At 67.2% G+C, this 12,740-nt stretch carries 11 protein-coding genes and 2 pseudogenes; 8 read left to right on the plus strand and 5 right to left on the minus strand.

Annotation, left to right across the window (positions count from 1 at the left end; all coding sequences use genetic code 11):
* Positions 1-22: 22 nt before the first annotated feature.
* The 5 genes from AAW14_RS24760 to AAW14_RS24780 all read left to right on the plus strand — a co-directional run bounded on the left by AAW14_RS24760 (position 23) and on the right by AAW14_RS24780 (position 4,245).
* Positions 23-1,225 carry a sensor histidine kinase gene (locus tag AAW14_RS24760; RefSeq protein ID WP_265566135.1) on the plus strand — a complete coding sequence of 401 codons (1,203 nt, stop codon included), beginning with the start codon at positions 23-25 and terminating at the stop codon, positions 1,223-1,225.
* Between the two features lie 52 nt (positions 1,226-1,277).
* Complete coding sequence (locus AAW14_RS24765) at positions 1,278-1,943, plus strand: response regulator (RefSeq protein WP_265566136.1); 666 nt, start codon at positions 1,278-1,280, stop codon at positions 1,941-1,943.
* A gap of 825 nt (positions 1,944-2,768) precedes the next feature.
* A complete protein-coding gene (locus tag AAW14_RS24770) occupies positions 2,769-3,182 on the plus strand; it encodes a hypothetical protein (protein ID WP_265566137.1) in 414 nt (137 codons plus the stop codon).
* 89 nt (positions 3,183-3,271) lie between these two features.
* Positions 3,272-3,799 carry a hypothetical protein gene (locus AAW14_RS24775; RefSeq protein ID WP_265566138.1) on the plus strand — a complete coding sequence of 176 codons (528 nt, stop codon included), beginning with the start codon at positions 3,272-3,274 and terminating at the stop codon, positions 3,797-3,799.
* A gap of 65 nt (positions 3,800-3,864) precedes the next feature.
* Positions 3,865-4,245 carry a hypothetical protein gene (locus AAW14_RS24780; protein ID WP_265566139.1) on the plus strand — a complete coding sequence of 127 codons (381 nt, stop codon included), beginning with the start codon at positions 3,865-3,867 and terminating at the stop codon, positions 4,243-4,245.
* A gap of 264 nt (positions 4,246-4,509) precedes the next feature.
* Here AAW14_RS24780 and AAW14_RS24785 read toward each other — a convergent pair.
* The 3 genes and pseudogenes from AAW14_RS24785 to AAW14_RS24795 form a co-directional block, all read right to left on the minus strand.
* A pseudogene (locus tag AAW14_RS24785) lies at positions 4,510-4,746 on the minus strand (hypothetical protein); the annotation flags it as partial.
* Between the two features lie 126 nt (positions 4,747-4,872).
* Complete coding sequence (locus AAW14_RS24790) at positions 4,873-5,733, minus strand: polysaccharide lyase (protein ID WP_265566140.1); 861 nt, start codon at positions 5,731-5,733, stop codon at positions 4,873-4,875.
* A 33-nt stretch (positions 5,734-5,766) separates the two neighbouring features.
* A complete protein-coding gene (locus tag AAW14_RS24795; RefSeq protein ID WP_265566141.1) occupies positions 5,767-6,606 on the minus strand; it encodes a chitosanase in 840 nt (279 codons plus the stop codon).
* 499 nt (positions 6,607-7,105) lie between these two features.
* Between AAW14_RS24795 and AAW14_RS24800 the strand changes: the two genes are divergently transcribed.
* Both AAW14_RS24800 and AAW14_RS24805 read left to right on the plus strand, forming a co-directional pair.
* Positions 7,106-7,351 (plus strand): Smr/MutS family protein, encoded by a 246-nt coding sequence (locus AAW14_RS24800; protein WP_322741107.1) that lies wholly within the window; start codon positions 7,106-7,108, stop codon positions 7,349-7,351.
* 452 nt (positions 7,352-7,803) lie between these two features.
* The gene (locus AAW14_RS24805) at positions 7,804-8,637 is read left to right on the plus strand and encodes a PIG-L family deacetylase (RefSeq protein ID WP_265566143.1); all 834 of its coding nucleotides are present in this window, start codon (positions 7,804-7,806) and stop codon (positions 8,635-8,637) included.
* Positions 8,638-9,210: 573 nt separating this feature from the next.
* On the opposite strand, the gene AAW14_RS24810 is transcribed toward AAW14_RS24805, so the two are convergent.
* Entirely contained in the window at positions 9,211-10,797 is a 1,587-nt protein-coding gene (locus AAW14_RS24810; protein ID WP_265566144.1) for a Na+/H+ antiporter, read from the minus strand.
* 678 nt (positions 10,798-11,475) lie between these two features.
* Between AAW14_RS24810 and AAW14_RS24815 the strand changes: the two are divergent.
* A pseudogene (locus tag AAW14_RS24815) lies at positions 11,476-11,784 on the plus strand (transposase); the annotation flags it as partial.
* Positions 11,785-12,104: 320 nt separating this feature from the next.
* Here the strand turns inward: AAW14_RS24815 and AAW14_RS24820 are convergent.
* Positions 12,105-12,722 carry a TetR/AcrR family transcriptional regulator C-terminal domain-containing protein gene (locus AAW14_RS24820; protein WP_265566145.1) on the minus strand — a complete coding sequence of 206 codons (618 nt, stop codon included), beginning with the start codon at positions 12,720-12,722 and terminating at the stop codon, positions 12,105-12,107.
* Between the last annotated feature and the right edge of the window lie 18 nt (positions 12,723-12,740).

A 12,740-nucleotide genomic window follows, 5' to 3' on the forward strand; every position in this document is an offset into this window, starting at 1 on the left:
GAACCACCGCTAGTGTGCCTCCATGGTCCGGCCGCCCCACCTTCGACTGCCGATAGGAACGCTGCCGCCCCTGGCAGTGGATGCGATGATCACGCTCGCCATGACGACCGTGAGCGTTCTGCTCGGACTCGAGCGACCGCCGGCCCACTGGCCTCCCTTCGGCATCCTCGGGATCACCCTGACCTGCATCGCCAACCTGAGCACCATCGCGCGCCGACGGGCACCGCTGACGGTCATGCTGGTCTGCTGCGTCCTCTGGATCTGCTACATCGCCCTCGGCTACTGGCCCATGGTCAACTCCCTGGCTCCCATGCTCGCCATCTACACCGTCGCCGCACAACGGCCGCCCCGACTGGCCGCGTTGGCCGCGGCGGTGATGGGCAGTACCTGGATCTACGCGGGACTGCGCACACAGGGTTCCGACATGGCCTCGGTCATTGCCCAGGCCCTGGCGTGGCCCACGGTTCTCTGGAAGTTCGGCGACTCGGCCCGCAAGCTGACGATCAACAACAGGCGCCTTGCCGAGACAGCGGAGCAGTTGAGGCTGGAACAAGAGGACCGCGCCCGGCGAGCCGTGGCTGACGAGCGCACCAGAATCGCCCGCGAACTTCACGATGTCGTAGCGCACCACCTGTCCGTGATCGCGGTGCAGGCCGGGCTGGCCCGCTACGTCCTGGAGAGCAACGTCGACACAGCGGCCCGTGCACTGGACACGGTGCTGGACACGGGCAGCGAGGCACTGGACGAACTGCGCCGCGTACTTGCCCTGCTTCGCACCACCTCCGAGGAACCCGATGAGGGCGAGCCGTACACGCCTGCGTCAGGGCTCAACCAACTCACTGCGCTCGCCGAGCGGGTCACCGCCGCCGGCGTCCCGGTGCGCGTTGAGACGATCGGCAATCCTTGCCCGCTGCCGCCCGGTGTGGACCTGTGTGCTTTCCGCATCGTCCAGGAGAGCCTGACCAACACCATGAAACACGCCCCCGGATCGCGAGCCACGGTCGCCGTGTGCTACGGCGGCGACCACCTGACGGTCCGGGTCACCGACGATGGTGCCGGCACCACGCCCGCCCCCGGCCCTGGCACCGGTAACGGCCTGCTCGGGATGCGGGAACGCGCCCAGCTCTACGGCGGGCTGTTACGGGCAGGGGCCAGACCTGAAGGCGGTTTCGAAGTCCTCCTGAGACTGCCCGCAGGTGACGCGACGGTCGGCCATCCTGGATGATGATCCTGTCAGCTGATGGTTGGGCGGCCAGCCAAGGGGGCGGGGGAGCACCGTGACGAGGGTTTTGGTCGTCGATGATCAGGTCTTGATCCGTGCAGGGCTTGCTGCGCTGATCGACGCGGCCCCCGGCCTCGAAGTGGTGGGCGAGGCCGCCGACGGACTCGAGGCCCTCGCCGGTGTGGAACAGCACCGTCCGGACGTCGTGGTGATGGACATCCGTATGCCTGGCCTGGACGGCGTGGCCGCCACCCGCCGCATGCTCGCACCCGACTTCGCGCACCACCCCAAGGTGCTCGTCCTCACCACCTTCGACCTCGACGAGTACGTCTACTCGGCACTCAGCGCAGGCGCAAGTGGCTTCCTCCTCAAGGAGACGCCGCCTCAGCGGCTGCTCGCGGCCATCGAGACGGTGGCCCAGGGCGACACCCTGCTCACGCCGAGCGTCACCCGCCGCCTGGTGGAGGCGTTCGCCCCGCGTCTGGCAGCGCCGGAAGGGCCGTTCACGGACCTGGAGAGCCTCACGGGGCGGGAGAACGAGGTGTTACGGCTCGTGGCCCGAGGGATGAGCAACGCCGAGATCGCCTGTCATCTCCACGTCTCCGAGGCGACGGTGAAGACGCACCTCAACCGCACGATGGGCAAGTTAGGGCTGGCGAGCCGGGCACAAGCGGTGGTGGTGGCATATGAGACGGGCCTGGTGACCCCCGGGGTTGGCTGAGCGGGACCGCCGCCGCCACGTGTTCATTGAGGCAGCAGGGACAATCACAGTGAAGACGCGACCGAGGGTGTCCGTGACGAGGTGGCGCCTACGGCCGTTGCTCTTCTTCCCTGCGTTGATGCCCTGACTCATCTCCGCCAGATGGGCCGAGGGCTTGACCCGCGGGGCGGGCGTCCACAACGGCCGCCGACGGGGCCGTGGTGCGGCCGTGCACGCGGCGGGTCTTGCCCCGTAGCAGACACGGGGACCTCCCCAGCACCGCGATGGGGCACGTGCGGAGGACCTGAAGGCGTTCACGGCGGAGTTGTTCGAGGCGTTCCCGGGTTCTGATCAGCGGCGGTGGGGACGGGCGTACGTGGGGGGGTTGCTGTTAGTGCGGCGTTCACCCGCCTTTCCAGGGCACCGAAGAACTGCTTCTTCAGCAGGGAGAGTTGAAAAAAGACGGCCCGCCTCTTGTTCAGGTAGCGGCCACCCGCATCAGGTGTGCGCCCCGGGCAGACGCCCGCGTACTCCCACACTTTGATCGGCTACACCACGGGAAGGGGCACGATCCTGGTCCCTCGTCGGCCGACGGCGGTATGGACGCCTACTGCAACGGTTTACCCCCTCACTGTGAAAACCCCGAGCGGTAGGCGACCGGCCAGAGCCATACCGCGTGGGTTGCAGCGAGAAATTCAAACCAGTGCGGGATGCCGGGACAGCCGGCCGATCCGTAATTTCTCGCTTGCACCTCATCACCGACAAGAGCCCGGTGCCGCCGGATTCACATTCTGCCGGCAGGTCCCCGAGGACATGACCGAAAGACCATGACGAAGGAGAACGCAAATGCTCACACGCATGGCCGTCGCCGCCGGCGCGGCTCTGCTCGGCGCGGGAGCTCTCGCCATCCCCGCCTCAGCCGCACCGGCGGCACCCGCCGGGACGAGCAGCTACCAGGAGTTCCGCGATATCGGCGGAGGCAGCACCCAGTTCCATTCCACCCGCAGCCACTACGCCGGCCGTGACGCCCAGACCTGCATCCTGGCCACCGGCTACGACAGCTCCGCCTGGAACCTCGGCTACAACTTCTCGCTGCGCGCCGACCCGTCGCACAGGAAGCTGTGGGAGAGCCCGACCTACCACGGCGACCACCAGCGCTGCAGCCCGTGGGTGAACTACCGCGGCAAGGCCTACACCCGCGTCACAACCTACGAGTACAGCCACCTCAAGAGCGCGAAGGTCTGGGACTACCGGAACTGACCGCTCGCCCCGGTGCCTGGCGGGCCATGGCTCGCCAGGCACCTTCCCGGTCCCGTCCGCACGATCGCTCGAGGAAACCGGAGCCTGCCATGTCTCGTCGCGCCCCCGCGGCCATCACCGTCGCCACCGCGGCCTCGATCCTGCTCGGCGCATGCGCCACAGGTTCTCCGACACCCGGGCCTGCGCAACCATCGGGGGTCGGTACGCGCACCGCGCACACACCGGTGTCCGAACTGGCCCACGACACCACATCGGGGCTGTCCTGGCGGCTGGTCAGTTTCCGCGATCCAGAGGGTAATGACTGCCTGACGGTGGACACCGCGAGTCAGCAGGGCATACCGGCCTGCGACATCGACGTCGACAACCACTATCCGGCCAACGCGGCGGTCATGTTCCGGGACAACACCGCGATCCTGTACGGCCGCGTCTCTCCGGCGGTGGACAGCGTCTACTCCGTCCGGAACGGAAAACGCGAGCAGCACACCATCGCTGTTGATCCCCTTACCCATGACAGGTACTTCGCTGTCATCTACACGATCGGCACCATCACCGATGTGGTCTCGGTATCACATGATGGCACCACGTATTCCCTCCGGAACAAGTTGTCCGACATCTAGAGCTCGGCCGAACCGCAGCAGCTTCCGGGATGCCTCGTGATCAACGGTAATGGCATCTCAACCACATGAGCGCACCGATCAGGGAGGACACCTTCATGCACGTCATTCGCGCACTCGCCGCCGGCACTGCCACCGCCGGCCTCATCGCCGGCGGTCTGATCGGCGCAACAGGCGCACACGCCGACTCCTACAAGCAGGCCAGCGTCCACACCATCTTCTCCGATGAGTTCTGGCTGTGCGGGAAGAACCAGTACCACCAGACGGTGTGCACCCCGTTGATCGAGTCGCCGAACGACTGGAAGCGGGTGTACGGCTGGTGGTGGACCGGAAAGGTCGAGTTCACCGGTCGCCAGTACCACAGCGACGGCAGTGTGTCGGTCCGCTACCGCACCTGTGACTCCGCGAAGCACCAGCACGACCAGTTCTTCGACTGCTACGCCATCTGAGGGGCCGGAATGGACAGACACCTACCCAAGGACTGCCCCACCTGCCCAGCGCGTTCGACGCGCACGCGGACAGGGTCGTAGCCGACCACTACCTGGGCACCGGGCACGCCGACGCCCACGCCCACTCAGCTGGACAGGGCCCCGGCGGCCTGCCTGGAATTCCACCTTGCACCAAGCGGCCCGCCGGGGCACCTGGGCCAGCGGACTCCGCCCCCTGTGAGTCACGGTCAACTGCAAGCCACCAGCCCGGTGGTCAGCCGTTGGTCATCCCGCCAACCCTTTTTCCCGCCACGTGATCACAACTCCGGACAGGCCCTGGGCCGCTTGCGACTCCCGGACGGTCTCGGCCACGAACGCCGAGGCGCGGACGAGTGCCGCCGTGGCGGTGGATCGGGACTGCTGTGGCCAGGCGATAGCCAGGACCGACGGCGGTGCGTCCGGGACCGGCCGGTAGACGACGCCGGGGCGCGGATAGCGAGCGGCGACGGAGGCGGGCAGCAGGGGGGTGGGTCCTACAGGCGTGCCGACGTGGGTTGCTGGACCGCACCTTGATCTGGCACCAGCACCACCTTCCGCACGTACTCCGCCATTTCGAGACCTGATCGGCCCCGCAAATGCCGGTGGCCGTCAGGGGCCGATGTACTGCGTGCTCAGCCGGAAGTCGGCGAAGTAGGCGTTCTCGTCGTGGTCGGGGCCCCAGCTGTTGTCGCTGCCACCGAAGAACGTCGAGAAGAACACGCCGCTGAACGGGATCTGGTCCAAGCCGGACAGACCGGCGTCGCTGGAGACTTGCCGACCGTCGAGCCACACCGTCACCGCGCCCACCGAGCGGTCGACCTGCTGCTCGACGGCGTGCCACTGGCCGTCGCCCTGCCACTGCCAGTCACCCAGGCCCAGGTCGTCGCCGTAGCCGCTGCCGGTCGGCGAGTAGAAGTAGACCTCGCCGGCGCCGGTGCTCGGCTTGTTGCGCCACATGTAACGGGTGGAGAAGGCACTGCCGTCATGGTTCCCGCCGCTCTCCGAACCAGGCGCGCCACCGTACAGGCCCGGTAGCTTGCCGCCTCTGCCGAAGTCGAACCCGCCATCGAACTTCACGTAGTAACGCAGGTCCAGACGTGGAGCGTTGGCGAGGTCGGAGCGTCCCATGGAGTTGAGGTCCGTGTAGAACTGGCCGCCGCCGGGGTTGGGGCATTCTCCGCTTTCGTAGCAGGAGTGGGCTCCGGAGCCCTGACCGTAGGACACCTGCAAGACGGTGCCCTTTGCCGAATCGGCATCCGACACGGGTTGCAACTGCTCCCAGCCCCAGTTGTGGCCGTCCGAGGTGTCAACTCCCCAGGCACTGGCCCAGGCCGACTCGTGGAAGCCGTCGAACGTCCCGGTCCAGTCGCCGATGTCGTTCGAAGCCGCGTGACTCGTACCGGCTCCCGTGATGGCAAGGAGCAGGGCGGCGGTCACGGTGAACAGTTGGCGCAGTGTGGCGCGTGACATCGATGACCTTTCTGCGTCGGTTGGTGTGGCGGCTCAGTCGTGCGGGTCGGTGATGGTGATGTTGAAGTCGGCGCCCACGGTCAGCGGCGCGCTCAGGTCCCAGTTGCCCTGGTCCGCCAGTTGCTGAAGTGCCTGTGTCCGGTCGACTGCCTGCGGCCAGTCGTTCTGACGCCCGGGGGTGCAGGGGTTGGCCATGTGCTGCCGGCGGATGGTGTTGAACCGGGCCAGCCACTGGGCTTCGTCGACACCGGAGGCGGGGTTGCCGCCGAGGGCGGAGTCGGTCTCGTGGGCGATCTTCACGACCCCGTCGCAGTCGTTGGCCCCGGGTCCCATCATCAGCGCGGTGTCGAAGAGGTTCTCCAGGCCCAGGTTGGTCTTGAGCCCCTCCTGCGCCGCCAGGGCCTCGGCGGGCGTCAGATACGTGTCGTGACCCACCTGGAGTTGCAGCTTCCTGAAGAGCGGGTCCTGGGCGGCCTGTTGCCAGTCGTCCGTGAAGGAGGCACCGAGCGCGCCGGTGTCGTCGCTGCCCGAGTCGGCCAGCCTCTGCAGAGTGTCGGTGTATTTGGCGAGTACGTTGTCGGGCTCGGCGGCGTTGTACTGCTTGATCAGGCTCAACATGTCGCCGGTCTGGGTGCAGAAACCTATCCAGCCCGCGGTGTAACCGCAGCCGTCGTCCAGGTTCTTGATGTAGTCGTACTGCGGGGTGGAGGCGCTGTTCTCGAACACGGCGGTGATGTCGTCCATCATGGTGACCGTCTGCTGGTCCACCTGGGGCTTGACCGGAGTCTCGGCCATGGCCGGGGCGGAGATGACTGCTGCGAGCGTCGCACCGAGTGCCGCGGGCAGCAGATGACGAGCCGTAGAGCGCTTCATGGAAGCCTCCGTGGTAGGGGGTGATGGACACCCATTTGATCGTTAGGAAAGTTTCCTAACCACTGCTGGCCCGGGACTTTAGGGGCCCTCACCGCCTGGGTCAACCCCGAGGCGCTGCACCTGCGTTCCGCGTAATTCGCCCGTACCGCTTCAAAACTGCTTCACGACTGCCGACCTGGGCGTTGTCCAGGCGGTCGGGCATGATCCGTCGCCATGCTCGGACGAGAGCCGCCCTCGGTACGGCCGCCTTCACCCAAGGGCGAGAGCCTGGCCAAGCCCGGCGGTGTGCCTGACCGAGCCGTCGCGATACGGCCACGTCGGGCTGGCCCTGTCGCGGCTGTCGCAGGTTCACCCGCACGCCGGCACGCTTCCGGACGCACCACCAGAAGTCCGCAACCCCCAGGATGGGACGGAGTCGGGAGGACGACGTACGCTGCAACCGCACGGCCCACAGGGACCCGGCGTCGGCCGGTGCCCGAGCACATCGGAGGCGATTGCCCTGCTCACGTTGGATCTGCACCCGATCTTCCGCAACAACCGCGACATCGACGTCGCGCTGCGCCAGACCCTGTTCAAGGCCGCCGCCACTGGGGTCGACGTCGTGCAGATCATCCCAGGCAAGGGGACGGGCCAGCTGAAGAAGCGGGTGCTGGCCCTGCTGGCGCAGAAGCACATGAAGAAGCTCTACGTCCGCGTGGAGACCGACGCGACCAACGCCGGCCGGGTCCTGGTCCACCTTCGATGACTCCGGCGGCGGACGTGACGGGCACCGTGCGTTGCACATCCGCCGAGGCGGAGGCCCTGATCGGCTGACCCTTCAGGCCATGCTCGCCGACAACTCCGATGTCTTCACGTGCACAGACATGGACGGCATCATCATCTGTCGTGCTGCTGCGCCTGGCGTTGCCCCTACCGAGAACCTCGTCCGCCAAGGTGGGAGCCGATGTGCGGGACGCGCGGGGTCCCGAGCGCAGACGCTGCCGGTGTGTGGCGGGAACAGCCGACCCGGCCGACACTGTTGCACCGGTCAAGAGACCGGCGCCACGCGGGCGGGGAGCACAGACGCCAAGAGGCCGTCCCGACGTGATCCCGGGCCCTCGGGTCCGCGGTACATCCGACATCCGACAGTGAGGGGCGACCGCTCATACGCCCGCAACGGACTCGGACCGAGACTTTTTCATACAGGAGGACTGTTTCATGAATGACTGGCCCTTGACGCTCATGGCGGTACACGCCCACCCAGACGATGAGGCCACGGGAACAGGAGGTGTCCTCGCGCGATATGCGGCGGAGGGCATTCGCACGGTCCTCGTGACGTGCACCGACGGCGGTTGCGGTGACGGACCCGGGGGTGTCAAGCCGGGCGACCCCGGGCACGATTCGGCGGCCGTCGCCTTGATGCGGCGGCAGGAACTCGAGGCAAGCTGCGAAGTCCTGAAGGTCAGTCATTTGGAGATGCTGGACTACGCCGACTCCGGGATGATGGGCTGGTCGGCCAATGACGCCCCCGGATCTTTCTGGCAGACACCCGTGGAGGAGGGCGCCGCCCGACTCGCGGAACTCATGCGACGCTACCAGCCCGATGTGGTCATCACCTACGACGAGAACGGCTTCTACGGCCACCCCGACCACATCCAGGCCAACCGCATCACGATGGCGGCGCTGGCGATGACCGCGCTGACACCGAAGGTGTACTGGACGACGGCGCCCCGCTCGATGATGAAGCGGTTCGGGGAGGTCATGCGCGAGTTCGGCGCGGACTGGCAGGAGCCGGATCCCGCTGAGGCCGCCGCGATGGCCGAGATCGGACTCCCCGACGAGGAGATCACCACCTGGGTGGACACCACCGCGTTCGGCGGCCAGAAGTTCGATGCGCTGGCCGCGCACGCCAGTCAGGGCGAGAACATCTTCTTCCTCAGGATGGGCCGCGAGAGGTTCACTGAGTTGATGGGTGTCGAGACCTTCGTACGTGTCCAGGACACCACCGGAGCCGCCGTGCCCGAGAACGACCTGTTCGCCGGCCTTCGCTGATCCGTTCGCCCACCGGGGGTCAGAGAGCTCATGGTCCGTACGGCTCGATAGGGCGTACTCGCACACCCGGAGGTCTGGTCACTTGGGTTCCGCTCCGGCGGCCCTTGATCGTCAAGGGTGGCCCTGCTCGGTCGCGTGGCGGTTACCAGGACGACAGTCCCCAACCACGCGCCCGGGCAGGGCTCTTGAGCGGGAACATTCAACACACTGGGCGGGTGTTCGGTCCGACCAGCACCCGCATCCCGGGCAGGCCGCTCGCCTGGCGGTCGTTCGGGCGTCGACCCGGACGATGGTGTCGGACATCTCGACGGACTCCACGCACAAGCCCTCAACCAAGGAGAACAACAGCTCATCCAGCTGCGGCCGTACCTCGTTCACGACGTCGCACTGTCGACCCCGCCCGATTCAGGGCGGGCGATTTTCGGGCGAGATCAACACACATCACTCAAAGACCAATAGCCACGCTGCGTACGCCACTTGGGTGGGTGCATGGCGAACTTCTCGCGGAAGGTGTCGACGGACTGCCCGAAGTCAGTACTGATCGACGCTCCTAAAGGTTGCCGAGACTCTCAGTCAGCCGCGGGCGCGCAGGCTTGCTTCTTCGAGGTCGAGTTCGCGCTGGAGCCGACGGCGGGTGGCGTTGCTGATCTTGTTCGCTTCGTAGAGGCGCTGAAGTTCGGCCGCCTCAATGGCGATGAGGGTCCGGCGTATCTCGCGGTAGGCGTCGGCAGGACGGGCGTCCGGGTCGTTGTAGTGGGCATCTTCGGCCTGATGAATGCGCGCTTCCAGATGGCGACGGGCCTGTTTCAAGGCGGCCTCGGAGGCGGCACCCAGATCGGCGAGTTGATCAAGATCGCCAAGCTGTTTGAGCTCTTCGAGAGCGGCGTGGGCAATGCGTCGGCGGGTCCGGGCTTCCTCGCGTGCAGTGTGCTCTGGTTCCAGAGCGATGCCAGAGCGGCGGACGACAGGGGCGAGGGTGAAACCCTGGAAGACAAGAGTGAGTGCGATGGTCCCGGTGGTGAGCGTGAGGATGAGCGCCCGGTGCGGCAGCGGCGCCCCCGTGTGCGTGGCCAGGGGAATGGAGAGCGCGGCGGCCAGCGGCATGACGCCTCGGGTGCCTGCCCAGGACAAGACGGCCGGAACGCGCCAGGAGAGGCGACCGTCGCCCTCCCTGTGCCGGTACTGGATCAGGGCGGACAGCGGAAAAATCCACAGCAGGCGGATCGCCAGCACAGTGCAGGCGATCACCGGCACCCACAGCGGCCAGCCGTGCTCGTCGTGCGCGAGATGACGGACGGCGGAGGGAAGCTGGAGGCCGATGAGGGCGAAGACGACACTCTCCAGCAGAAAGGTCACGGTGTCGTAGACGGCGTGGACCTGGAGGCGGATGGGGGCGTTGCTGAGCTTCTGGCCTGTGCTGCCGAGGACGACCCCGGACACGATGACGGCGGTCACGCCGGAGGTGTGCGATTGCTCCGCGATGACGTACGAGGCGTACGGAGTGACCAAGGCGATGACGGTCTCCAGCATGGGGTCCTCGGTCCGTCTGCGGATGAGGGTCACCACTCCGGCGACCGCCGCGCCGATGACGGCTCCTCCGCCTGCAAGGATCAGGAACTGCTCGACGGTCCCGGGCACGGTGATGGCGCTGCTGGAAACCGCGGTGGCCACGGCGACCTTGTACAGGACCAGGGACGTGGCGTCGTTGAAGAGGCTTTCCGCCTGCACCATGGCCTGCACCCGGGGTGGGAGAGACAGGCGCCGGCCGAGCGCGGTAACGGCCACGGGGTCGGTGCTGGCCAGGACAGAGCCGAGGATGAACGCGGTCGCGGCGGTGAGCGGGGTGATCGCCCGGGCGACGTACCCGACGGCGATCGCCGAGGCAAGGACCAGGCCGAAGACCAAGCCGGTCACAGGCCGCCACACGGTGCGCAGGTCGCGGACGGAGATTTCCCCGGCCGAGGCGAAAAGCAATGGCGGCAGCACCAGCACGTTGATCACGTGAGGCGGCAGGCGAACCTCGGGAACCCAGGGCATCAGCCCAACGACCATACCGGCAACTACGAGGAGCGAGGGGGCGGGCAGGCTCCAGCGCCGGGCACCGGTCGCTACGGCTGTGGCCAGGACCACGAGCAGCAGGATGACGGTCAGACCGGTCATGGAGCGTCCCCGGCGCGTTACGGCGTGTTACCCCCCTCTGACCAGGTGCTTTATCAACGTAACCGACCTGGGGCGGTGATGCAGCTGGCCATGGAGTCGCGACCGTCCAAGGTGTGGCAGTCGTTGCGGCGGCGCACCTGCCCATGGTCCAGCCCCTCATACAAAGCGCCGTACCCGGCGGCGTTCCGTGGTCAGGGCCGGCCCGCACAGCGTCTTCATCGGCCCGTCCGTTCAGCGCACTGGGCGGTGAGCTCGAATAGCGCCTCTGCAGGCGCGGCCAGGCACGCGTACACCTCCGTCCGGAGAGACAGCATCCTGAACGGCACTCTCCCGCGGAACATCGTGGTGCAGCAGATTCAACCTCACGGTCTGCACCGATCCGGTTGCCTCGGTGACGGAGCACAGGATCAGCAGGAGACCGCACTCGCGTCCGCGCAATCTGCTTCTGAACGATCAAGTTCCGTGGACAGTACGGGCTGTGGGATGCGGCCGGGCTGGCGGACTGCACTCGTGGCCCTCAACGAAGCCTGGACGCCGGTCGGGCGCAACGGCCCCCGAGGACCAGGAAGGCTGCCGTACTCCTGTGCTGGCGGCCCCGGACCCGGCCCCATCACCGAAACCCTGACTCGCGCTTTCGCGAGGTGGCCTGTCCGAGGGTTGAGCGAAAACGCGGAAAGTTCCCGCGCCGAGGACCGCATCCGCGCCACCGGCCTGCGCAACCTCCCCCTGCACCAAGCCGCACAGAACCGGATCTGGCTGGAGATCGTCCGGATCGCGCTTGACCTGCTGGCCCGGATGCCGATGCTGGCGCTGACCGGCCCGGCCCGGCCCTGGGAACCCCGACGGCTCCGCCTGCGGCCGTTCTCCACCGCCGCCCAACGAGTCACCACCGGACGCCGCCGCATCCTCCGCCTCGCCAAACACTGGCCCTGGACCCGCGTCCTCACAGACGCCCTCGACCGGCTCGAAGCTCTGGCGAACCCTGGCCGACCAGCAGCGTCCCGTCCCTACGAGCAGCCCCACCACGACCGGAGCCGTGGAACCCGGCGCCTCCCCGCGCGACAGCCGGGCCACCAGCATGACCGCAAGCAGAAATCTCCATTCTGAACGACCCCAAAAGGGTCCGTCAGCAAGCTGACGGCACCTCATACAAGACCGAGGCTGGTTGTTGCTGGTAAGCAGGTTCTTGACGCCTTGCTCTAGCCGAAACAGTGGAGTTCGTCGGCGACGGCGAACATGCCGACCGCGACAAGACCACCGTCGCACGGGAACCGCGCACGTCGTGGTCGCCGGCCCGTTCGACTGAGCTAGCCGCGCTCGGGGTCGTCGTGGATGGTCAATGCTCCGGCGAGGTCGAGGTCGGCGACAGTGCCGTGTGCCCCGGCGCGGACGAGTAGCACTGCGCCGAGCGCGGTGCTCCAGAACGTCCTGGCCTCCACGTCGAGTGGTCGACGGGCCCTCCAGCCGCGACCGTCGATGAGCTGGCTCACGAAACGCTCGGATTGCCGGAACAGCAACTGGAGGTGCTGGTCGACCACGGGGGCGAGTTCGGGCTTGGAGATCCCGGCGGCGAGTGCTCGCGCGACCGATGGGAGCGAGGGCATGGCCAGTACGGCGCGGGCGATGTTGCGCCGAAATGCCGCCGCATCGGGGGCTTGGCGACCGATGCGCTCTATCCGTCGGGCGTCGTGCAGCAAGCCGAGAAAGGCGGCGTGCACGAGCAGCGAGTCCTTGGAGCCGAAGTAGTAGGTGACCTGATTGGGGAAGACGCCTGCCGCGTTCGCGATCTCTGCGACGCTCACCTCAGCGCCGGGCCGCTCCTTGCAGAGCCGTGCAGTTGCCTCAATCAGCCGGCGCCTCGTCGCGCGACCGCGGTCACGCGACCGAGCCGACGTTGATCGAGCTTCGGTTCGCTTCTTCTCCACACCCAAATTGTATGTGAT

The sequence above is a fragment of the Streptomyces hygroscopicus genome (assembly GCF_026168105.1).
Classification (GTDB): Bacteria; Actinomycetota; Actinomycetes; order Streptomycetales; family Streptomycetaceae; genus Streptomyces; species Streptomyces hygroscopicus_D.

Bases quoted from the DNA above. Each gene is read 5' to 3' on its own strand.
- AAW14_RS24760 (WP_265566135.1), top strand. From the start codon at position 23: ATGGTCCGGCCGCCCCACCTTCGACTGCCGATAGGAACGCTGCCGCCC.
- AAW14_RS24770 (WP_265566137.1), top strand. From the start codon at position 2,769: ATGCTCACACGCATGGCCGTCGCCGCCGGCGCGGCTCTGCTCGGCGCG.
- AAW14_RS24775 (WP_265566138.1), top strand. From the start codon at position 3,272: ATGTCTCGTCGCGCCCCCGCGGCCATCACCGTCGCCACCGCGGCCTCG.
- AAW14_RS24780 (WP_265566139.1), top strand. From the start codon at position 3,865: ATGAGCGCACCGATCAGGGAGGACACCTTCATGCACGTCATTCGCGCA.
- AAW14_RS24790 (WP_265566140.1), bottom strand. From the start codon at position 5,733: ATGTCACGCGCCACACTGCGCCAACTGTTCACCGTGACCGCCGCCCTG.
- AAW14_RS24795 (WP_265566141.1), bottom strand. From the start codon at position 6,606: ATGAAGCGCTCTACGGCTCGTCATCTGCTGCCCGCGGCACTCGGTGCG.
- AAW14_RS24805 (WP_265566143.1), top strand. From the start codon at position 7,804: ATGAATGACTGGCCCTTGACGCTCATGGCGGTACACGCCCACCCAGAC.
- AAW14_RS24810 (WP_265566144.1), bottom strand. From the start codon at position 10,797: ATGACCGGTCTGACCGTCATCCTGCTGCTCGTGGTCCTGGCCACAGCC.